Annotated in this window: 19 protein-coding genes; 13 read left to right on the top strand and 6 right to left on the bottom strand. The window is 44.9% G+C overall.

Going from position 1 to position 21118, the window contains the following annotated elements; all coding sequences use genetic code 11:
• Window positions 1-71 precede the first annotated feature (71 nt).
• From KYJ26_RS10075 to KYJ26_RS10055, 5 genes are all read left to right on the top strand, one after another.
• Complete coding sequence (locus KYJ26_RS10075; RefSeq protein ID WP_257474961.1) at window positions 72-1772, top strand: transglutaminase-like domain-containing protein; 1701 nt, start codon at window positions 72-74, stop codon at window positions 1770-1772.
• 116 nt (window positions 1773-1888) lie between these two features.
• Window positions 1889-4117 (top strand): EAL domain-containing protein, encoded by a 2229-nt coding sequence (locus KYJ26_RS10070; RefSeq protein ID WP_219167142.1) that lies wholly within the window; start codon window positions 1889-1891, stop codon window positions 4115-4117.
• 318 nt (window positions 4118-4435) lie between these two features.
• Window positions 4436-5128 carry an ABC transporter ATP-binding protein gene (locus tag KYJ26_RS10065; RefSeq protein ID WP_219167141.1) on the top strand — a complete coding sequence of 231 codons (693 nt, stop codon included), beginning with the start codon at window positions 4436-4438 and terminating at the stop codon, window positions 5126-5128.
• Window positions 5125-9678 (top strand): FtsX-like permease family protein, encoded by a 4554-nt coding sequence (locus KYJ26_RS10060; RefSeq protein WP_219167140.1) that lies wholly within the window; start codon window positions 5125-5127, stop codon window positions 9676-9678. Before KYJ26_RS10065 ends, KYJ26_RS10060 begins: the two co-directional genes overlap by 4 nt.
• A 160-nt stretch (window positions 9679-9838) precedes the next feature.
• The gene (locus KYJ26_RS10055; RefSeq protein ID WP_219167139.1) at window positions 9839-10456 is read left to right on the top strand and encodes a LysE family translocator; all 618 of its coding nucleotides are present in this window, start codon (window positions 9839-9841) and stop codon (window positions 10454-10456) included.
• A gap of 99 nt (window positions 10457-10555) precedes the next feature.
• Here KYJ26_RS10055 and KYJ26_RS10050 read toward each other — a convergent pair whose 3' ends face one another.
• The gene (locus KYJ26_RS10050) at window positions 10556-10888 is read right to left on the bottom strand and encodes a winged helix-turn-helix transcriptional regulator (RefSeq protein WP_219167138.1); all 333 of its coding nucleotides are present in this window, start codon (window positions 10886-10888) and stop codon (window positions 10556-10558) included.
• A 131-nt stretch (window positions 10889-11019) separates the two neighbouring features.
• Between KYJ26_RS10050 and KYJ26_RS10045 the strand changes: the two genes are divergently transcribed.
• Together KYJ26_RS10045 and KYJ26_RS10040 are read left to right on the top strand one after the other, a co-directional pair.
• Window positions 11020-11514: a lactoylglutathione lyase family protein gene (locus tag KYJ26_RS10045; protein ID WP_219167137.1), complete on the top strand. Its 495-nt coding sequence runs from the start codon at window positions 11020-11022 to the stop codon at window positions 11512-11514.
• A gap of 122 nt (window positions 11515-11636) precedes the next feature.
• Window positions 11637-12092, top strand: coding sequence for a GNAT family N-acetyltransferase (locus KYJ26_RS10040; protein WP_219167136.1), 456 nt, complete (start codon window positions 11637-11639; stop codon window positions 12090-12092).
• A 50-nt stretch (window positions 12093-12142) separates the two neighbouring features.
• Here KYJ26_RS10040 and brnQ read toward each other — a convergent pair whose 3' ends face one another.
• A complete protein-coding gene (brnQ, locus tag KYJ26_RS10035; RefSeq protein ID WP_219167135.1) occupies window positions 12143-13438 on the bottom strand; it encodes a branched-chain amino acid transport system II carrier protein in 1296 nt (431 codons plus the stop codon).
• Between the two features lie 290 nt (window positions 13439-13728).
• Between brnQ and KYJ26_RS10030 the strand changes: the two genes are divergently transcribed.
• A complete protein-coding gene (locus KYJ26_RS10030; RefSeq protein ID WP_219167134.1) occupies window positions 13729-13902 on the top strand; it encodes a hypothetical protein in 174 nt (57 codons plus the stop codon).
• Window positions 13903-13943: 41 nt separating this feature from the next.
• Here the strand turns inward: KYJ26_RS10030 and KYJ26_RS10025 are convergent, their stop codons facing one another.
• The gene (locus KYJ26_RS10025) at window positions 13944-15362 is read right to left on the bottom strand and encodes an NAD-dependent succinate-semialdehyde dehydrogenase (RefSeq protein ID WP_219167133.1); all 1419 of its coding nucleotides are present in this window, start codon (window positions 15360-15362) and stop codon (window positions 13944-13946) included.
• Window positions 15363-15550: 188 nt separating this feature from the next.
• On the opposite strand from KYJ26_RS10025, the gene KYJ26_RS10020 reads away from it, so the two are divergent.
• A complete protein-coding gene (locus KYJ26_RS10020) occupies window positions 15551-16486 on the top strand; it encodes an NADP-dependent oxidoreductase (RefSeq protein WP_219167132.1) in 936 nt (311 codons plus the stop codon).
• A gap of 47 nt (window positions 16487-16533) precedes the next feature.
• Here the strand turns inward: KYJ26_RS10020 and KYJ26_RS10015 are convergent, their stop codons facing one another.
• Window positions 16534-17511, bottom strand: coding sequence for a DUF4003 family protein (locus tag KYJ26_RS10015; protein ID WP_219167131.1), 978 nt, complete (start codon window positions 17509-17511; stop codon window positions 16534-16536).
• 140 nt (window positions 17512-17651) lie between these two features.
• On the opposite strand from KYJ26_RS10015, the gene KYJ26_RS10010 reads away from it, so the two are divergent.
• Together KYJ26_RS10010 and KYJ26_RS10005 are read left to right on the top strand one after the other, a co-directional pair.
• Entirely contained in the window at window positions 17652-17864 is a 213-nt protein-coding gene (locus tag KYJ26_RS10010; RefSeq protein ID WP_219167130.1) for a helix-turn-helix transcriptional regulator, read from the top strand.
• Complete coding sequence (locus tag KYJ26_RS10005; protein WP_308807556.1) at window positions 17861-18226, top strand: permease; 366 nt, start codon at window positions 17861-17863, stop codon at window positions 18224-18226. The genes KYJ26_RS10010 and KYJ26_RS10005 overlap by 4 nt, the downstream gene beginning before the upstream one ends.
• 43 nt (window positions 18227-18269) lie before the next feature.
• Here the strand turns inward: KYJ26_RS10005 and KYJ26_RS10000 are convergent, their stop codons facing one another.
• Both KYJ26_RS10000 and KYJ26_RS09995 read right to left on the bottom strand, forming a co-directional pair.
• Window positions 18270-18584, bottom strand: a complete 315-nt coding sequence (locus KYJ26_RS10000; protein ID WP_219167129.1) for an ArsR/SmtB family transcription factor — start codon at window positions 18582-18584, stop codon at window positions 18270-18272.
• A complete protein-coding gene (locus tag KYJ26_RS09995; RefSeq protein WP_219167128.1) occupies window positions 18585-19019 on the bottom strand; it encodes an SRPBCC family protein in 435 nt (144 codons plus the stop codon). It lies immediately after the preceding gene.
• A 259-nt stretch (window positions 19020-19278) separates the two neighbouring features.
• Here KYJ26_RS09995 and KYJ26_RS09990 point away from each other — a divergent pair, with 259 nt between their 5' ends.
• Both KYJ26_RS09990 and KYJ26_RS09985 read left to right on the top strand, forming a co-directional pair.
• Complete coding sequence (locus tag KYJ26_RS09990; RefSeq protein ID WP_219167127.1) at window positions 19279-20136, top strand: AraC family transcriptional regulator; 858 nt, start codon at window positions 19279-19281, stop codon at window positions 20134-20136.
• Window positions 20137-20329: 193 nt separating this feature from the next.
• Window positions 20330-21103: an SRPBCC domain-containing protein gene (locus tag KYJ26_RS09985; RefSeq protein ID WP_219167126.1), complete on the top strand. Its 774-nt coding sequence runs from the start codon at window positions 20330-20332 to the stop codon at window positions 21101-21103.
• The last annotated feature ends 15 nt before the right edge of the window (window positions 21104-21118 follow it).

Below are 21118 nucleotides of genomic sequence, written 5' to 3'. Positions count from 1 at the left end.
AAAATAGTATGAGGAACCATTTTTTGTGTGGTTCGTAGATGTAGTATGGTAAGAAATTTGAGGAGGAAGACATGGAGAATAGAAGGTCGTTTTGGGTTTTGTTGATGAGTGTGGTTGCCAGTTTGTTGCTGGTGACGGCATGCAGTGACTCGAGTGCCGGCAGTGAGGAAACGAAGGCGCATCAAAAAGAAGAAGTTCCGTATGAAAAGGAAGTAAAGAAGAAGAACGAAGAAATCGGAGAGCAGGAACCTCTTAAACTCACATCCTACAGCGAGGAGCTCGGTGTCACCATCAATGAACCGACGTATAAAGAATTCGCAGCGAATGGGAAGGTGAGCATAGACGGGGAAATCGAGAAGTATCAAGACCTGAAATCTGATTTTGCCTGGATCAAGGTCAGGGCGAGCGAAGAAGGTCCTGCAGGAAGACAGCTCGAATACTATACACCGATTAAAGATGGAACGTTTAAACAGGACATTCACTTTTTCAATGGCGAAGGGGAATACAGTGTTTCTGTGCAGCTTCCTAGCAAGGACAGTGAGGATTACTACTACGATACCGCTTCCTTTAAAGTTCATAATGTGAATCCCGAGACCAAGAGGGATGTGACCCTCACACCATTTGGACAGGATGCGGAAATGACTTTGGACACGAAATCAAGCTTTGTTAAGGGGAATGAAATCTTCTCTCTAAAAGGTGAGGCTGGAAACCTTTCAGATGAAGATACCATCATGCTAAGACTAAAGAAGGATTCAGAAAACTGGAAGCATGTCATCCCGGTAATAAACGGGGAATTTAATTATGATGTCCCACTGTTTTATGGAAAAGGGGTACATGAGCTTGAAGTGCTCGTTCCTGATGGAGACCGTGACAACTACTACCAGACTGCGACAACACTCCTCATCGATAATGAATCTGATCGTGTCATGAGTCCGATCGACTATTCAGAGACTTATCGTGAGCGTGGTGTGACCCTTGAATCACCACAATTTGGGGGCGAGGAGTCTGACGGGCAATATACAGTCAAAGGAAGCATCGATCCTAAGGTGGAATTCGGACCTGAAACCACCCATATTTATATCACCACGAAAAAGGGTGAGGATGAAGCGCTTGATGTGATTCCCGTTGAGGATTTCACGTTTGATGATTCCTTTTACCTTCGCTTTGGACCGGGTACATATGAGGTGACCCTCAGCGTACCTGAAATCAAGGAAGAAAACAGCGACTACTTCAGGTTCTTTGGTTTTGCAAAGTTTGAGGTGGAATCCACAGGGGAAGATAAAAGGGATCTCCTGCCTTCACGTGGGGTACAGTCCGACTCCCCTGAAATCAAGAAGCAGGCGGAAACCGTCACAGACGGAAAAACGAATGACAGGGATAAGGCGAAAGCCATCTACGATTATGTCGCAAAGAATGTTTCTTATGATGTTGAAAAGTATGAAAATGATGACTTCAACTGGGATGATAGTGCACTGAAGACACTGGAATCCAAGACAGGTGTATGCCAGGATTATGCGTATCTGGCAATTGCCATGCTCCGATCAAGTGATATCGAAGCGAGATTCGTGGAAGGCAGGGCGGGAGGAATTTTTCCCGGAAGGCATGCGTGGGTAGAAGCGAAGCTGGATGGAGAGTGGGTGACCCTCGATCCGACATGGGGTTCGGGTTACTTGAAGGACGGCAAGTTCGTCCCTGCTTTTAAGGAAGATTATTTTGATCCTGATATAAATGAATTCAAGAAGACACATACACGTACAGGTGTATCATATTAAGATAGGACCAGCCGGGGTGCTGGTCTTTTTTGATAGGTAATTATTACTTATATTGAGAATGAAACCCATAAATAGTACACTTGGGAAGAAAGAATTTATATTCAGGAGAATAATGAATGTTTTTTATACAAAATAAGAAAACCGTCTTCATACTTTTTATCACAATGATCTTTTTAGAAATTCTTGATTTTTCATGGAAAACAAATGAACACTCAAATGGGGAATGGTCAATATTTCTCCACACAGGATTAGTGCTGTGTATGCTGGCTTTATTGTATTCCCTTTTTAGAGGGAATTGGAGCGCTACAAAGGAATTATCCAAGAGTAATAAAAATTTAAACAGCATATTTGAAACACTCGATGTTGCCATCTGGTCTCATGATATGAAATCGGATGTTTTATTGATCACACCGGGAATTGAGAATTTATATGGATATCCATTGAATGACTTCTACCGGGACACTCTTCTCTGGAAGAAAGTGATCCACCCAGACGATAAAGAGGTGCTGGACGAGAGGGCTGAGGATCTTGGTTCTGGTCAGGCATGCGTGAGTATTTACCGGATCATAAGACCGGATGGCCAGGTCCGCTGGATACAGGATAGAGGAATCCCCACCCTGGATGAGCATGGTGAGATGATTTCTTTTACCAGTGTATTATTTGATATCACTAACCGTAAGGAAAGTGAAGATCAGTATCGCAGTTTAGTAGAATTGTCACCGGATATCATTGCGGTGATCAGTAATCAGACATTTGATTATATCAATGAAGCTGGAAGCAGGTTGATTGGTGCAGATAACCCGACAGATATTATAAACAAGAGTGTTTCCCGGTTTACAAGTCTTGAAAATATTAAAAAAATAAGAGAACAGACGAAAGGCTCGACTTCAGGAGAACGATTTGAATTGACCATTACCCGGCTTAATGGCGATGAAATTGAACTGGAGATATCTGCCATGCCAATTTTGTATGGGGGAAGGATGGCTATACAATTGGTGGGCCGGGACATTACGAACCGGAAGAAAGCGGAGAAAACGATTCATGCCATGGCGTATTACGATTCGTTAACCGGACTTCCAAACCGGAATAAATTCAAGCAATATTTGAGCGGCTCTTTATATGATTATCCGGAGCAATCCATGGCCATCTTGTTTCTTGATTTAGATCGATTCAAGGTCATCAATGACACAAAAGGTCATTCTACTGGAGACAGCATTTTAGAGAGGGTAGCCATCCGCTTGAAAGCTGTGATAGACGGTAAAGGGATTGTATTTAGGCAAGGAGGAGATGAATTTATCATCATCCTTTCCAATGTGGATGAATCATTGGTTGCAGCTACGACAGAAGAAATACTACAGCGGTTCACCAATCCGATCGTCATCGAGGAACAGGAATTTTTCGTGACCCCGAGTATCGGGATCAGCATGTATCCGAGAGATGGAAAAGACCAGGAAAGTTTAATTAAGCATGCAGACACGGCCATGTATTTAGCGAAGGACCGTGGCAAGAACAATTACCAATTTTACTATCCTGAACTTGAGAAAGTATCTTCAAGGAATATGGATATTGAAAATGGGTTGCGAAAGGTATTGGAGTTCGACCAATTAAGTCTTCATTACCAGCCGAAAGTCGAGCTGAAGACCTTTGAAATCATCGGTGTAGAGGCACTTGTCCGTTGGGAGCACCCAGTATTAGGAATGGTTTCTCCAGCTGAATTCATTCCACTGGCGGAGGAGACAGGCTTGATCATTCCGATCGGTGAGTGGGTTCTGCGGGAGGCGTGTAAGCAAAGCAAGGAGTGGGAAGAGAATGGATTGGGTGTTGTTCCCGTTGCAGTGAATATATCTGTCCGGCAGATCAAAGATGATGGTTTTGTTGAAATGGTGGAAGATACGTTGCAGAATCTCGCTTTCGAGCCTGAACGTCTTGAGCTTGAAATAACGGAGAGTATAATGCAGGACTTTGAAAGGTCAACGACCGTGCTTAACAGGTTAAAACAGTTGGGGGTCATCATCTCCATGGATGACTTCGGAACGGGTTACTCGTCATTAAATAATCTAAGACATTTACCGATCGATTGTATTAAAATTGATAAATCGTTCGTGGATGATATTGTGAAAAGTTCAAATCAGGTCTCGATTGTAAAAGCCATCATAGACATGAGTCAGAATATGAATTTCACGACTATCGCAGAAGGGATCGAAATGGAAGAGCAGGTGTCATTTTTGAATCGGAATGGCTGTCAGATTGGGCAGGGGTATCATTTCAGCAGGCCCCTGCCGGCATCGGAACTGGAGACGTTTTTACGGGGAAGGAAACTTTCTGGGGATGTTTTACACCAATAGGGGTATTATGCCGTGAAAGAGAGAGCAATGTCAGTTTAGGAGAACCTCCTAAACTGACATTTGTATGATCAATCTCCTTATGTTCAGGTTAAAGGATGTGGATGAAAGGGAACTATTTCATCATATACGGTTTTACATAAACGAAACCTGTATTGGATAAATGATCTTTTCTGGAGGGACGGACCTATAATCACCGAATATCTGAAGGATATTCTGGTGATTTTAAGGTCCGTCCCTTTTTACGTAATTTTGAAATATTTGTATTATATCTGTTATAATTGTTAAAAAATTCAAACAATCATAACGGAGGGGTTTGGAATGGCTATTGGGGTCAAGGTCGATGGGGTTTCGAAGGTATTTAAGGGTGAAGGGGTGGAGACGCATGCCTTGCTACAGGTGTCTGCCGAGTTTCAGAAGGGTGAGTTTGTCTCTGTCGTTGGTTCATCGGGATCTGGGAAGTCGACGTTATTGAGTGTGATCGGGACGCTGGATCAGCCCACGGATGGAAAGATTCTATTTGGAGCGAAAGATGTCACTGAATTCACCCATAAAGAGATGGCGGATTTTAGATTCGAGAACATCGGATTCATTTTTCAACAGTTTCATTTGATTCCGACCATGACGGCTATGGAAAATGTGATGGCCCCTCTTTTCTCAAGGAAGGTTCCCTATAACAAAAAAGAGCGGGCAATCGAATTGTTGGAATCAATCGGTCTCGGGGATAAATTACATTCCCTTCCTTCTCAATTATCAGGTGGTCAACAACAAAGGGTAGCAATCGCCAGAGCATTGGTCCACGAGCCTCAATGGCTGTTGGCCGATGAACCGACAGGCAATCTGGATACGGAAACGGGAGAGCTCATCTTTCATATCATTCATTCCCTCAACAAAGAAAAAGGGTGTGGGGTCATCTTTGTCACCCATGACACCGAACTTGCGGGAAAAGCAGAACGAATCATTGAAATGAAGGACGGCAGGATCGTGTCTGACCGGGTGGTGGAACCCGTATGATCCGTTTTATATGGAATACGTGGTGGAGGAACAAGCAGCGGTTCATTCTGTTGATCATCGGCGTCTTATTAATGAGCGTCGGTCTCAGCTATCTCGTCGGAATGACGCAGACGAATAATGGAACCATTGTAAATGAACTGCAAAAAAGGTGGAAATCTTCTTATCACATGGTGGTGAGGCCGCCTGATTCCAGAAGCGTAACGGAAGAGATGAATCTACTGGAGCCGAACTACTTGAGTGGACTGGACGGAGGCATTACTCTCGAACAATATGAAACCATTAAACAATTGGAAGATATCGAGATTGCAGCTCCCATCTCCATGATGGGGTATGTGTTCAATGATGTCCAAATGGGGCAGTTAGACGTAACGGAACCGGGTATCTACCGTTTGAAGGAAGAGGAAGTGGTGAAGACCGGAGCGAAGGATGAAGTGGACGGCGGGAACTACTACTTCACCATCGGAGGCGAAAGAGAATACAGCATGGACCCTGGGTACGGAGTCGGCGGAACTCTCGAAAGTCTGTCTTACGGGACCGAAATCCTGGTGGCGGGGATCGATCCGGAACAGGAAGCAAAGCTTGTTGGACTCAATGGAGCCATGGTCAAGGGGAATGGCAGCCGTTATTTCTCAGATCAAGATGAGGTCATGGATACGCCACAGGATGCCGGCTTGACAGACACAACGATCCCGGTTATTTTAAGCAACCGTGAATTTGTAGATGGTGAAATACACTATACCGTGGAAAAGCTTGATCTGGACTTTGATTCTGCGAGCCAAAGTGAAACGATGGAAAAAGTAAAGAAAAATGGCGGAGAGGAATACCTTGATAAGCAAAAAGGGAGTGTAGTGGAGGAAAAACGTTTTACAACAGAAGATGCCCATGAGAAAGTGGTCAGCTCCGTCATGAATCCAAGCTATGCAAATGATATGGGTGGTATGAACTGGATGGCATTAAAGCCGTCTCCTGTAACCTATCAGCCTGTAACGAGCCCATTCGGGGAAAGATGGGCGTTCAGTTATGAAGTAGAGCCATACAGCCTGCCTGAAGATTCTCCCCTCTCGGTAGATCAGGCGTACCGCCCGGTTGAGATGTTCGGGGAGAAAAGTTCAAGCTGGCCACGGCTAAGATTGAATTATATCGGAATCTTTGATGCACAGAAACTGAACATCTCAAAGGATCCTTTGACCGAGCTTCCGGTCGAAACGTACTTTCCTTCAAAAGCCAGTTGGGTAATAGACGAAAAGGGGGATCCCGTCAATCCTCCCGTCAATATGAAGCCAGCCAATAATCCGTATGGCTTCTTGACGAAGCCCCCTTTAATGCTGACAACCTTGGAGGCAGCGTCGCATGTTCTGGGGGATGAACCCATATCGGCCATACGTGTCAACGTAAAGGGAGTCGACACATTCAATGAAGAAAGTGAAGCGACCCTTCAAAAAGTGGCGAAAAAGATTGAAGAGGAAACGGGATTGATGGTCGATGTCACGCTTGGATCCTCGCCTCAGCCTGCTTTGACACATATCCCGGGAATAGAGGGGGAAACGGGCTTCGGCTGGATCGAACAGCCATGGATCAAGATCGGGTCCTCCATCACGATTTTTAAAGAAGCAAAACTTGGAGTGTCAGGAGTCGTGGGGAGCGTAGTGGCGGTGGCCATCGTTTACGTATTTTCTTCCAATCTGATCATGATGTATGCACGTAAAAGGGAGTTTGCCGTATTACTGGCACTGGGGTGGCGTCCTAATCAGCTTTCAAGGCTCCTTCTCCTTGAGGCCCTTATTCTCGGGTCCGTTGTATCGATTATTAGCTGGCTGATAGTAGGCTGGTTTACGGTCGCGAACGATCTGGAAACATCAGTTGCCCGGGTTGTTCTGATCGGGTTGATCGGGCTCTCCATTTATTTGATCGGAGCAGTAATCCCTGCCAATCTTGTCAGGAAAATCAGGCCATATGAAGCGATGCGATCCGGTGAAATCACCGTTAAGCAGAAGCGATTCGTGAAGTCCGAATCACTTGTGGGAATGGCGGTCAACTCGATGCTTTCCAGATGGAAGCGCACCATTCTATCCGTCGTTTCCATGGGTCTGCCGACAGGTCTGCTCGTCTTTTATCTGTTCATCACCTTTCGTTTGAAAGGAGTCATGTACACGACCTGGTTAGGTGAGTATGTGGCCATGGAAGTCAGCTCGATGCATTATGTCGCAATGGGGATCGCCTTGACCATCGCGGTCCTGACGACGGCTGAAATCATATGGCAGAACGTGGCTGAAAGGCAGCCGGAAATATCGGTGTTTAAATCACTTGGCTGGAAGAATGGGACCGTGCGGATGCTTGTCATTCTGGAAGGATTGTTTTCCGGTGTGCTTGCAGGCATCATTGGATTGATCTTTGCTTTTGCAATGGTTTGGACGATGTATGGGGATATCCCGTTCGTGCAGTTATGGATGTATGGAGCATCTCTGTTGATTCCTGTTTTCACCGGGGTGTCAGCCGCTCTCCTTCCGGCAAGAAATGCAGTCAATACCCCGCCTTTCCAAGGATTGACCGGGACTTACAGTAATGATAAAAGAGTGGAGAAACAGTTTAAATATGTACTTGTCACAGTAGCTGCGGTCATGTTCTTGTCTGTAGTGGCTCTTTTGGGAAAAGGAATTCCCGAGGGACATAAGGTTGAAACCGCCAGGGTAATGTCACCTGAGGAACAGCAGGGGACAGTAGGGGAGACAACAGCTGTTTTCAAGCCGGAGAAAGAGAAGAAGGAAGATATTGCGATGGATACTCCTCTTCCCTTTTTAAAAGCGAAAGAACTTGCAAAAAAACAGGCAGTCGTTGGTGAAAGATTGGACTTTGACGAACAATCGATTCTGATCGAAGCACCAAGTCAATCCCCTTCCGGACTGAAGGCGAAGAACAAGCAACAGCTCATCACCATACCCGTCAGTTGGGATTTCAAATACAGTAGTGATCCCTATATTGACAGGATATCGTTCAAACCAGGTGCCTACTCTCTCATGGATGAAAAAGGGAAGCAGCATTATCCTGTGGAAACGGATGTGGTGAACGCGGTCAACTATCAGGCGGGAAGAGTGAAGCTTCCCGGCAAAGTAACCGCTCTGTTGACGTTTGAAGTTCCTGAAAAATATCATCGCTTCCTCATTAGCGGAAGGGTTCCTGATGATCACAGGGACATAGTGGCGGAGTTGACCGAAGAAGACCTGAATAAAAGCAGGCATCCATACGTATTGAATGAAACAGGAATCCCACAGGGAGCATCTGCGGAATATAACTTGAAGTTGAAAATGGATCGGGAGAAAAAGTGGAATGTCCAAGCAGATATCAAAGTGACCAATCATTCGGGTAAGGATTTTGAGGATATTGGATTTTATTTTATCCCGAATGCGTTCTCAGAAGAAAACAAACCGAAATTCCTGGAAAGTCATGCAGAAACAAACATAGGCTCTATTCAGAGCATGGGTGAACATCTTTCATTTTCAATGGAAGGGAATCAGCTCCTTATTGACCTTAAGGAAAAGCTGAAACCTGGTGAAAGCAAAACAATCAGCTTCGCGTACAGCATGACCCTTCCGAAAGATGGATTACGCTTATCCCAAAAAGGAGAAGACTTCTTCCTTGCCCAATGGTATCCGATGCTTGCGACGTATCATGATGGATGGGACATTCAACCTTTCGACCCAAAAGGGGAATCGTATAATACCACATATGGAAACTATGAAGTCTCATTTGAAACGCCTGAAGATTATCTAGTTGCAAGCTCGGGAGTGGACGCGAGGGATGAAACGGTCAGTCACGGTGTAATGGAAGGAAGGAGTATCAGGGATTTCTATATCGCATTCTTGAATCCTGGTGAGTGGGAACAGAAAACAGAGAAAGTCAAGATTGGGATGTATCGAAACGTAGAACTTCGGGCCTTCATGAAAAAAGAGGGCGCCTCCATCACGGACGATGTTCTAAAAAAAGCGGCTGACGCATATCTCTTTTTCCATGACTCCATCGGTGAGAACCCTTCCAATGAATTGGATCTGATCGGGAATAATGGTGACATGGAATATTCCAATATTGTTGAAATTTCAGGTGACCCGAATGGCTATGAACATCCATTGGTCCATGAAATCGCACATCAATGGTTCTATCAGGGAGTGGCGAATGATCCTTATCGGGATGCCTGGCTGGATGAAAGTCTGACAGAGTTACTATCCGCCTATTATCTCGCATATGCATATAAGGACGAGGGAAAAGCGTTTGCCTTTTCAAATCAAGTGTTGAGCAGTGAGAAGCCGGAACCATTCTTAAATACTCCCCTGAATGAATTTGAGGACAATTACATCTCAACTGTTTATGGAAAAGGGCCGAATCTGTTAAACGAATTTTTTAACGATAATGGAGGAAGGACGGAAGCTCTAAACTTCCTGTCAGCCTACTACAAAGAATACCAATACAAACATGTGGACTCCCGCACCTTTGCCGAATTCTTCGAACAATATTTCGACGGCAGCCAGGAAGAATTCCTGGACAGTTGGCTTAAATAAGAGAGGGACGGACCTCCAAACGCATATTTTCTATTCAATTAAGCAATCAGTTGGAGGTCCGTCCCTCTTTATCACTACCATTGTGATGGATTCTCTTAAAGAAAGTTCTGTCGTGCCGTTGCATTCAGACACGTGTTCTGCAGAATAAGGAGAGGGAAAAATGACCGCTGCAATATTATTTATGAAAAGTCTTATTATCGGCGTGGCATTTGCTGCTCCCGTTGGACCTGTCGGGATCCTCTGCATTCAACGTACATTGACTTATGGAAGAAGGACAGGTTTCATTTCAGGGCTAGGGGCAGCCACGGCAGATGCTCTTTACGGGCTGATCGCCGTCATGGGACTTACGATTGTTTCGGGCTTCCTGCTGAGTCATCAGTTCTGGATTCAATTATGGGGAGGATTATTCCTGTTCCTGCTTGGATGGAGGACGTTCAGCACACCACCGTCTGCAAAGGTGACAGACAGACCGCACACCACTTCCCGGTTGAAGGGGTTTTTATCTGTTTTCTTGTTAACGCTCACCAATCCTATGACGGTACTGGCTTTTATTGCGATCTTTGGAATGTTTCGAGTGGCAGGTTCTGAAGATATAGGGACTGCACTGACGGTGGTGTTTGGCGTGTTTTTCGGTTCAGCCATTTGGTGGGGATTTCTCGCCCTGATTGGAGGCTGGATAAGCAGCAGAATGGGAAAGTCTTCGTTACGTATGATCAATCGTTTAGCGGGTATCATCCTAACCATCTTCAGTGTACTATTCCTCATTGACTTGTTATAAGAGTAGCGACAACTAAAAGAGGGACGGACCTCCCACATGGATACTTACTTTACATAAGATATCCATGAGGAGGTTCGTCCCTTTAAACTGTCCCTTTAATTAAAACTCCCCATGCTCATTTCCCCACTCATGCATCTGTTGAAGGATTGGCATAAGGGTCATGCCGAGGTCTGTCATGGAGTATTCGACTTTCGGGGGGATGGTGTCGTATTGGGTCCGGTTGATGAAGCCGTCTTCTTCAAGCTCTTTCAGCTGCTGGCTCAGCACTTTGTGGGCAACACCGGGCAGAAGACGGCGCAATTCATTGTACCGGTGGGTCCCTTCCGTCCCGAGATGCCAGAGGATGACCGTTTTCCATTTTCCTCCGATTTTCCTTAGCGTGTATTCAATTGAACATTTCAATTTCCCCTGTTGATCCACAGGTGTATCCATCGTGCACCAGTCCTTTCTTACTTAAAGGTTAGTTTCTCACAAAAAAGTGCATTCTTACATTTATCCGCTTATCTTCGTATAATGAAGTCGTGTTAGATGAAACTAATCAAATCTAAGGAGGAGTTATTAAGATGTTACCATATCCAAGATCATTTTCTCATATAGGACTATCCGTCCCAAGCCTTGAAGAAGCGATAAAGTTTTACCAAGAGGTGTTTGGGTGGTATGTCATCATGGAACCATCCGATGTCGAAAATGATGACACGGCGATCGGCCAGATGTGCCGAGACGTATTCGGAAACGATTGGGACAAGTTCAGGATTGCCCACATGGCAACAGGAGATAAAATCGGGATCGAGCTATTCGAATTCCCGCACAATGAAAAACCTGAGAACAACTTTGAATATTGGAAAACAGGATTATTCCATTTCTGCATCCAGGATCCAGATGTGGAAGGCATGGTCGAAAAGATCAAGCAGCACGGTGGGAAACAACGTATGCCGGTCCGCGAGTATTACCCTGGTGAAAAACCGTACCGCATGGTGTATGTGGAGGATCCATTCGGGAATATTTTCGAAATCTATTCCCACAGCTATGAGTTAACGTATTCTGACGGCACATATTAAATCCAACCAAAAGGCATGTTCCATGAGGGACGTGCCTTTTTATAGTGAAAAAAAGGGATTTTTTCGACAAATGAAGAATCCATTAAATATACGTCAATGCAATTAAAGAGAGGAATACCGTTATGAAGATCGTTGAGTTACAGAAAGAAACAAGTTTATTTGATGTAGCAGTGAAAGCGTTTTGGGAGCAGTGGGGGAGCGAAGACAATTTCAGGTTTTATGAGGATTGTATGTACCATTCATGCCGTACGGAAGAGGATCTTCCCAGGTTTTATACCGCCCTGCAGAGAGATAAGATTATAGGCACATACGCTTTACTCAGGAATGACCTTAACAGTCGTCAGGACTTGTATCCTTGGTTGGCATGCCTGTATGTCGACCCGGATCACCGAGGGGACGGACTTGGTTCCGAGCTTCTTGATCATGCTTTAAAAGAAGTCGGTAAAAAAGGATACGATCGGCTATATCTCACAACAGACCTTGAAGGCTATTATGAAAAATACGGATGGACTCATTCAACCGATGCTGTTGGGTTAAGCGGGGAGTCCATAAAGGTTTATGTGAATGAAAGTAAATAAAAAGCGGCAAGGGGTCCTTCCCTTGCTGCTTTCTTTTTGAGGTCCGTCCCTCAGATTTTTTTCTGTACCCGATCAATGGTGTATCCTGCGATGACAGCGAGGAGGGCAGGGATGGTCCAGGAAAGCCCGTTTTCGCTGAGGGGGAGGATGCTTAGGGATTTCTGTATTTCACCCATTGGGATCGGGAGGGTGGAAAGCATTTCGTAAAAGGCAAAGATCGTCGTAACACTGACTCCGTATACATACATCCTTCTGCTTTCACCGAAAAAATGCTGGAAGAGGGATAGAGCTACAAGAACGATGGCAACGGGATAAATGAGAACAAGCAGGGGAGCCGCAACCGTTAAGATCATGTTCAGTCCCAGGTTTGTGACAGCCATACCGATCAGGATGAAGATCATGACATACGACTTATACGAATATTTAGGATACACTTCTCGGAAAAATCGCCCACAGGCATTGATAAGACCGATACAAGTCGTCAAACAGGCAATCATCACAATCAATCCAAATAACACATTGCCGCTGTATCCGAATAGCTGCTGAGAGGCAAGTACCAGTATGTCAGCTCCGTTCTCCATTGGTCGTTCATGTGGGATGACCCGGCCGATCCATCCAAGTGATAAGTAAACCAATACCAATCCCACGGCGGCAATCAACCCTGAACTTATGGTCCCGCGAATCAGCTCTGATCTTGAGGATGCACCTTTATCCTTCAATCCGTTGATGATAACGATCCCAAACGCCAGGGCAGCCACTGCATCCATGGTGAAATATCCCTCCAGAAACCCTTTTAGAAACGGGGCGGATTGGAATTTCTCTGTGGGCATGGCATCGGTGTACTCAAATATGACAAAAGCCCGTACACATAATACCGTCAAGACAACGAGCAGCACGGGAGTTAAATACTGTCCGACGAGATCAATGACTTTTTTGGGATTGATGCTAAGTATGTAGGTCAAACCAAAGAAAGCGATAGAAAATAAGAAAAGCGGAAGTCGCCCCTCTACATCGATCATTTGTAAAAAGCCCAGTTCATAAGCCACATTGGAAGCCCTCGGGATTCCGTAAAGAGCTCCGATTGACATGTAAATCACGATGGCGAACACAAGTCCGAAAACAGGGTGGACCCGTTCACCGATGGATAACAATCCGTTTTTGGAAAGGGAAACCGAAATAATCGTTAAAAAAGGCAGAAACACTGCCGTTAAAATAAATCCGGAAATCGCTGCAATAAAATATCCTCCAGCCTCCATCCCGAGATAAGGCGGAAAGATTAAATTCCCTGCACCAAAAAATAACGAAAAAAGCATAAATCCCGAGATGAGGATATCTTTTTTCCTCATAACCATTCCTCCAATACTCACTACTGCCTATCACATGAAAAAACCCGCCCCTTATGAGGGACGAGTCCAGGCTCGCACTATAAACCATATTTCGTATGTGATCACATTAAAGTCATACTTTTCTTCTTATTTCAAATTTCATTAATACTCACAATCTAGCACAGGCGATTTGCCTCGTCAATGAATTTTCCTAATATAATATTAATTTCTCTACGCATGTTCTCTCTTTTAAGGTTATGCAATGCGTCATACCGGAATATGCATAAAGAAAACATACGGGAGTTGGTCTCATGAAGCATATTGCAGCTGCGATCTATCTTTCTTTCGGAATGCTCTTTTTGTTTCTTCAAGGGTTTGCCGGGTTTACAAGACCAGATAACATGAACTTTCTGATCTTCCTATTCTTTATGGCCGGTTTATTGTATCTGTACCGGGAAATCCAGGACCGCTTTTCGAAAAAGTAGGCATGAAAAAGGCACGCATGAGAATGCGCGCCTTTTTTCTATTATAATCCGAGTGAGATGTATTTTACTTCAAGAAATTCTTCAATCCCCTGGTGACCGCCTTCACGGCCGAGTCCGCTTTGCTTGAACCCTCCGAATGGAGCTTGTGGAGTGGACGGCATGCCATCATTCAGTCCGACGATTCCATATTCCAGCTGTTCACTGATACGGATTCCCTTCGTGATATTCTCTGTGAAGACATAAGCTGCAAGACCATAGATGGAGTCATTGGCCCGTTCGATGGCTTCTTCTTCGGTTTTGAATGTGGTGATCGGTGCGACGGGACCGAATGTTTCATCTTTCATGCAGAGCATATCATCATTTACGTTCGTCAGGACAGTCGGTTCAAAATATAGACCTTCTATTCCTTTTCCACCGTAGGCAACGGAAGCACCTTTGTCTACAGCATCTTCCACATGCTTCCGGACTTTCTCGATGGCATCCTCATCGATCAATGGACCGATGTCCACACCTTCTTCAAGTCCGTTCCCTACTTTCAGTCCCTTCACTTTTTCAACCAGTTTTTCTGAAAATGACTGTGCGATAGACTCATGGACATAAATACGGTTGGAGCAGACGCATGTTTGACCGGCATTCCTGAATTTAGAGGCGATGACTCCATCGACGGCTTTTTCTAAATCAGAGTCAGCCATGACGATGACAGGAGCGTGACCTCCCAGTTCCAGGGATATTTTCTTGACGGTATCGGCGGACCCTTTCATGAGGACCTTTCCGACTTCCGTTGAACCGGTGAAGGTGAGTTTCCGGACACGAGTGTCTTCCATCCATGCTTCCCCAATGGATTTCGAATCACCTGTCACCACATTGATGACGCCTTTTGGAATGCCCGCTTCTTCTGCAAGTGCGGCCATTTTTAACGCAGTTAAAGGTGTCTGGTTTGCCGGTTTGATCACGACCGTACAGCCTGTGGCAAGTGCCGGCGCCACTTTACGGGTGATCATCGCAGCAGGGAAATTCCACGGAGTGATAACGGCAACAACCCCAACCGGCTGCTTATGAACGAATAATCGTTTATTACGCTGAGTGGCAGGGATCTGTTCCCCATAAACCCGCTTGCCTTCTTCAGCATACCAGGAGATGAATCCATTGGCGTATTGGATCTCTCCAAGTGCTTCTTTTAGCGGCTTTCCTTGCTCGATCGTCATGGTGCGGGCAAGATCTTCTTTGTTTTCATCGATCAGGTCATGCCATTTGCGAATCAGTTCGCTCCGTTCATATGCCGAATACTGTGACCATTCCCTGAAGGCATCATAAGCTGCGTCTACCGCTTTCGTTGCCTCATTTTTCCCTCCATTCGGGATGGTGGCGATGACTTCCGATGTGGCAGGATTGGTTACATCCTTTTTCGCAAGATCCGAACCGGTTTGTTCTCCGTTGATGATCAAATTGTAGTGTTGCATAGTGTTCCTCCTTTTGAAAGTTAGATTCCCATATGCTTATTACTATGTAGTTTGTCTTAAATTTACAATAGTGAATGGGAAGAATCCAGTAATACACCCTGTGTAAATGCCGATGGGCCATTCACTGTTTAAATACCCTGAGTAAGAGGGAACATAAACCGTATGAAAAAAAATAGGGAGGCGCTAGGATGAAAGCCATCATCATCAACCAATATGGAGATAAAGAAGTATTGCAGGAAACAGAAATCGATAAGCCCGTGATAGGGGACAACCAGATACTGCTGGAAACTTATGCAACATCCATTAACCCCATCGATTGGAAGGTGCGGGCAGGGTATTTAAAAGATATGCTCGACTTTGAATTTCCGATCATCCTGGGATGGGATGCAGCGGGAGTGATCTCTGAGAAAGGTAAAAATGTGAAAGGGTTTGATATAGGGGACCGCGTATTTGCAAGACCGGCGACGACAAGGGAAGGTACTTATGCAGAATATGTGGCCGTGGATGAAGAGCTGCTCGCTAAAATGCCTGAAAACATGAGTTTTGAAGAAGCGGCCGCCATCCCGCTTGCCGGATTGACAGCCTGGCAGTGCTTAGTCGACTTTGGTGAAATCGAAGAAGGAGATAAGGTGCTGATCCATGCAGGCTCAGGCGGGGTCGGGAATTTTGCGATTCAGATTGCCAAAAGCTTTGGAGCACATGTCGCTACTACCGCAAGCGGAAAAAATGAAGAGTTCGTCAAGTCACTTGGCGCAGATCAGTTCATTAATTATAAGGAAGAAGATTTCAGTGAAGTACTAAGGGATTATGACCTGGTCCTCGATTCCATGGGAGGGGAAATCCAGTCTAACAGCTATAAGGTACTTAAGGAAAATGGAAAGCTCGTATCGATTGCACAGCCCCCTAATGAAGAGGAAGCTAGAAAGTACAGTGTGAAAGCCGAATTCCTATGGCTCGACCCTAAAGGAGAACAACTGTCCAAACTTGCCGATCTATACGAATCCGGTCAGCTCAAACCAGTGATTGGAGAAACCTTCGAACTAAGTGAACAAGGATTGAAAGACGCCCACGCCTTAAGCGAAACCCACCATGCAAAAGGGAAAATCGTCATCAAAGTGAAATAAAATAGAGGGACGGACCTTTCGATGAAAGGTCCGTCCCTCTATTTAGTTCACGAATCCCCTCCACCCGTCGTCACCGAAACTGCCGCAACGGTTGCGATCATTGTCGCCTGCTGTGCCTGGATGAGTGTTTCAATGGCTGTGGATAAACTGACTTGCATCACAGCGTTGTTTTCGACCTTATCACTGATGATCATGTTCACGGCCATCATCAGGTTGATGTCTTTATGCCACTTGAAAGCCTTGCTCGAGTTCAGTTCTTCCCACACATCCTTCACCTGGTTCACAAGGGAAACATCTTCTTCCACGAATGAGAGCAGTGCGATTTGGGGATAGAACATGGCTTTTGGCTTGATCCCCACTTGTTTAAAAATGTCATACAAAACTGTGCAGCGTTGAACCAGCTCCTCCTGAGACCATTCAGAGTGAAGGGAAAGAATATGGCTCATGCTTTGAAGATCATTTCCTTTCCTGAATCCTGCTGAGTTCAACTGATGGTAGAAGCCCTCAATCCGATCAATCAGAGCATCATGATCCCCTGCCCGTTGGGAAAGGAGCAGGGCAAACGGGTAATCGCTATGCCCGGTCAGAAAAAAGTGCTGATCCCTCATTTTTTTATACACTTCCATCCCGTGAACGGCGAAGTCCAGTTTCCTTCCTTCATGAGAAAGCATCGTCATAGCCGCAGTATAGGAGAACGGTCCCCTTGAAAATCCGGCAGCAATCAAGGAATCATAAATGGAGAGAAATTCATGGAAACGAGATTGATAGTCATCAAAACGCGTATCGAGCATTGCCGCAAAAGTGAAGCGGATTTCCTGCTTTAATGTTGAAAAGGCACCTACCTCATTCTTAATATAGTCACTGATTTCAATAAATCGTTCGATGTGGAAGGCACGTTTATTCGTCACATACAACGAAGACACCATCATCAGAGATCGAGAATCGGATACCTTCCACCTTAAGCGTCTCTTTAATTGCGAATAGATATCCTGATATTCCTCAAGTTTGTTCATTACTTCTTCCATAAGTGTCCACATCCCTTGTTTAATCGTTAGTAGGAAATACGTATGAATAATATAAAAGGTTTCATTAGAGATATGTAAAGGACACTTGACGTAAAGTTACCTTTACATTATGATATGGAAATATAAGGAGGTAGCACTTTTTGAAAAATAAACTGGTAGAATACCGAAAGTCGTTTGGATACTCACAGGAAAGATTGGCTGCAAGACTAGGAGTATCGAGACAAACCATCATTTCAATCGAAAAGGGGAAGTATGACCCTTCTTTGAATCTGGCTTTTCAGTTGGCAGGAGTATTTGATGTGTCTATTGAAGAGATTTTCGTTTATGAAGAGAAGGGAGGAAAGGAGTTGTGACGAAGGGTTATCTGATTATTGGCTGTATTATGGCACTACAGACTGCTTTCTTGTTTTTTATCGGTATCACGGCAGGGAAATTTCCTTATTATGCTCTTAATCCACTGGCTTTGACTGTAATGAGTTTTTGTATGTACTATCTTTATCCACAGTTTAAAGAAAAGGATGAGCGTATGAAGATGATCAGGGAAAAGGGGATCTTTTACTCGTACTTTGCCATTTTAATATTTTTCATCATCATCATGTCATTACTGGGACTTGGCCTGATTGAGCTAACAGCAATGAACCTAATGTACATCATAACCTGCCTCACCATCATGACCGTATTCATCTCCATGGTCATCATGGCAAAAATCTACTAAATAAGAGGGACGGACCTTTGGAACAAAGGTCCGTCCCTCTTCTTCAATCCTTTTCTACCATGTATTTCAGTTTGGTCAACTTGTTCGTCCAGAACTGCTCGTAGTACGCTAACCAGTCTTTCAATTCCGCCAGGGGTTCGGGCTGCAGGCGATAGATCTTTTCCCTGCCGATTTTTTCCCCGCGAACCAGCTCAGCTTCAGATAGGATGGCGAGATGCTTGGCAATGGCAGTCCTGCTCATGGGGAAGTGGGAAGTCAAAGCAGAAATGGGCATTTCCTTTTCTGAAAGGAGGCGCAGCACTTCCCGGCGGGTCGGGTCTGCAATGGCCTGAAATACATCATGTTTAGCCGCAGACACTTATTCCTCCACCACTTTCCGAAGTCGCTGGTCCACAATTCCGATCCATCCGTTTGCCATGCGTTCGCGGATAACAGAGCTTTTCTCATTCGGTTTCGAAACCACTGCATCATCATCTTTCCAACCACCATGGATCACCGTGAATTCAGTTTGATTCCCGACTTCTTTTAATCGGAATTCTACAAACCATCCATCCGTATCCCATGAGAAGGAAAGCTTGTGAGGTGGATTGATTTCCAATACCTTACATGGGGAAGGGCCGAAAGGGGACTGGATATGAAATTCGTGCCCGACTACAGGCTGGAAGTCATTGGGCATAAACCATGAAGAAATCCCTTCCGACGTGGAGACCGCATCCCAGACCTTTTGAATGGGTGCCTTGAATAGGACTGTCTGCTGAATATCCTGAAGTTGATTAGGTTGATTTGATTGCATATAAGTACCTGCTTTCTGTCTTTTGATATAACACCAATTGGTTTCGTATTAAATGATATAACACCTTATGGTTTCGTGTCAATGGAAAGAGGAGAATGATGAACATATGTAGAAGTAGAGTCTTGATGAACGTTAGTATGTGCATATAAGCTATTATTGAACACTCTTTCCGGCAAAAGCCGGTCACAACATCGCACAGAATGACAGGAGTACATATAATCCCAGATGGTACATTAAGGTAGCGAGGAGAAGATGAGCAATGGAAATGCTTCATAGGATGAATGACTGTATTCAGTATATAGAGGACAATCTTGAGGGAGAAATCGAGATGGAAGAACTGGCACGTCTGACACTCCATTCGAAATTTCATTTCCAAAGACTGTTTTCTTTAGTCACGGGCTGCACAGTGGCTGAATATATCCGCAGAAGGAGACTGACTCTTGCGGCTCAGGAATTGAACAGCCCGAACACAAAGGTCATTGATGTTGCTTTCAGGTATGGATATGAAACACCGGAATCCTTTTCGAAAGCCTTCCGGAAAGCGCATGGTGTATCACCATCCCAGGTGAGGGAATCAGGAACTCCCTTGAAAGCCTTTCCACGGATCTCCTTCCAAATTCAGCTAAAAGGGGAAGTTGAAATGAATTATAAAATTGTTGAAAAAGATGCGTTCCAGGTAGTTGGGAAAGGAAAAAGAGTATCCACAAACAGCGGCCAAAATCTTCAGGATATCCCTGCTTTTTGGGATGAAGTGAACAGCTCGGGATTGGACAGAACGATTTGTGAAGCGGCTGGTAATGATGAAATGATGGGGATTTGCATGGAGTTTGATCATCCCAATGAAGAGTTCACGTATTTTATCGGAGCGGGTAAACAGAGTGACCAGGATCATTCCCTGGAAGTAAAAGAAATCCCCGCAGCCACATGGGCGGTATTTGAGTCCGTGGGTCCCATGCCAGGAGCGATTCAAGGTGTATGGAAGCGCATTTTCTCGGAATGGTTCCCGTCTACAGGCTATGAGCATGGGGACGCACCTGAATTTGAATTGTATCCTCCAGGTAATCCGAACGCTGAGGATTATCGTTGTGAGGTTTGGGTACCGATAATGAAAAAATAAGAGCTAAAAGGGGCCTCCAGTTCAGACTGGAGGCTTTATTATGGTTTAACATAATAAATTGAAAAAGATTTTATTATCAGGCAGGAAAAGACACATAAAAACATTGTACTTTAGAAATCATCATGTTACTATTAAGTCACATATAACATGTGACCATTCATTCACATGTTGATTCAAAGAAAGGATCATTGATATGAAAGACGAACTTTCCACCTTGTTCAAAGCTCTCGGTCATCCCATTCGCAGGGAGATCCTTGACCTTTTGAAGAAGGCAGCAAGAACGACTGGTGAACTAAATGAACATTTTCCCGAGGTGACAAGATACGCGATCATGAAGCATTTGACGATCCTCGAGGAAGGAAATCTGGTGGTGGTGAAGCGTGAAGGGAAATTCCGGCGGAACTATCTGAACGCGGTCCCGCTGCAGGAAATGCACAACAGGTGGGTCGGGAAGTACATGGAGTCTAACGCCAATTCACTATTGAAACTACGGTCATTGGCAGAAAATAAAGGAGGAGAATCAATGGAACAAAGCAATGTATTTCGTATTGAACAGGAAGTCATGATTAATGCTCCGCGTGAACAGGTATTCAAGGCATTAACAAGTCAGGCAGGGGACTGGTGGGAGTTCAAATTGGCCCCAGAGGGAGTCGATTCACAATTCACATTTGATCCTGTACCGGGTGGGCAATTCATCGAGAAATGGGGCAGGGACGAAGGAGCTCTATGGGGTACCGTGTATTACGTGAATGCTCCGGAAGAAATTAGATTGCACGGCCATCTTGGCATGCAGGGCGCAGTTAACAGCGCATATACGTATCGGTTGATAGAAAAAGGAGAAGCTACGTTACTTCAGTTATCCCATGCAGCTTCAGGAGTCCTGGAAGACGACTGGGAGGAAAAGCATTCCGAAGGGTGGGCCTATCTACTCGGAACGTTGTTGAAAAATTATGTTGAAAGGAAATAGGGCAATGGTGGATGT

Origin of the sequence: Rossellomorea orangium (assembly GCF_019334305.1) — a bacterium.
GTDB lineage: Bacteria > Bacillota > Bacilli > Bacillales > Bacillaceae_B > Rossellomorea.
The sequence above is the reverse complement of the archived record's forward strand: the minus strand, read 5'-3'. Positions and strand labels throughout refer to the sequence as shown.

What these genes read in the sequence shown, in the direction of transcription:
- KYJ26_RS10050 (WP_219167138.1), bottom strand. Translation starts at nt 10,888, where the DNA reads ATGGATACACCTGTGGATCAACAGGGGAAATTGAAATGTTCAATTGAA.
- KYJ26_RS09990 (WP_219167127.1), top strand. Translation starts at nt 19,279, where the DNA reads ATGGAAATGCTTCATAGGATGAATGACTGTATTCAGTATATAGAGGAC.
- KYJ26_RS10060 (WP_219167140.1), top strand. Translation starts at nt 5,125, where the DNA reads ATGATCCGTTTTATATGGAATACGTGGTGGAGGAACAAGCAGCGGTTC.
- KYJ26_RS10045 (WP_219167137.1), top strand. Translation starts at nt 11,020, where the DNA reads ATGTTACCATATCCAAGATCATTTTCTCATATAGGACTATCCGTCCCA.
- KYJ26_RS10055 (WP_219167139.1), top strand. Translation starts at nt 9,839, where the DNA reads ATGACCGCTGCAATATTATTTATGAAAAGTCTTATTATCGGCGTGGCA.
- KYJ26_RS10025 (WP_219167133.1), bottom strand. Translation starts at nt 15,362, where the DNA reads ATGCAACACTACAATTTGATCATCAACGGAGAACAAACCGGTTCGGAT.
- KYJ26_RS09985 (WP_219167126.1), top strand. Translation starts at nt 20,330, where the DNA reads ATGAAAGACGAACTTTCCACCTTGTTCAAAGCTCTCGGTCATCCCATT.
- KYJ26_RS10070 (WP_219167142.1), top strand. Translation starts at nt 1,889, where the DNA reads ATGTTTTTTATACAAAATAAGAAAACCGTCTTCATACTTTTTATCACA.
- KYJ26_RS10030 (WP_219167134.1), top strand. Translation starts at nt 13,729, where the DNA reads ATGAAGCATATTGCAGCTGCGATCTATCTTTCTTTCGGAATGCTCTTT.
- KYJ26_RS10020 (WP_219167132.1), top strand. Translation starts at nt 15,551, where the DNA reads ATGAAAGCCATCATCATCAACCAATATGGAGATAAAGAAGTATTGCAG.
- KYJ26_RS10075 (WP_257474961.1), top strand. Translation starts at nt 72, where the DNA reads ATGGAGAATAGAAGGTCGTTTTGGGTTTTGTTGATGAGTGTGGTTGCC.
- KYJ26_RS09995 (WP_219167128.1), bottom strand. Translation starts at nt 19,019, where the DNA reads ATGCAATCAAATCAACCTAATCAACTTCAGGATATTCAGCAGACAGTC.
- brnQ (WP_219167135.1), bottom strand. Translation starts at nt 13,438, where the DNA reads ATGAGGAAAAAAGATATCCTCATCTCGGGATTTATGCTTTTTTCGTTA.
- KYJ26_RS10015 (WP_219167131.1), bottom strand. Translation starts at nt 17,511, where the DNA reads ATGGAAGAAGTAATGAACAAACTTGAGGAATATCAGGATATCTATTCG.
- KYJ26_RS10065 (WP_219167141.1), top strand. Translation starts at nt 4,436, where the DNA reads ATGGCTATTGGGGTCAAGGTCGATGGGGTTTCGAAGGTATTTAAGGGT.
- KYJ26_RS10040 (WP_219167136.1), top strand. Translation starts at nt 11,637, where the DNA reads ATGAAGATCGTTGAGTTACAGAAAGAAACAAGTTTATTTGATGTAGCA.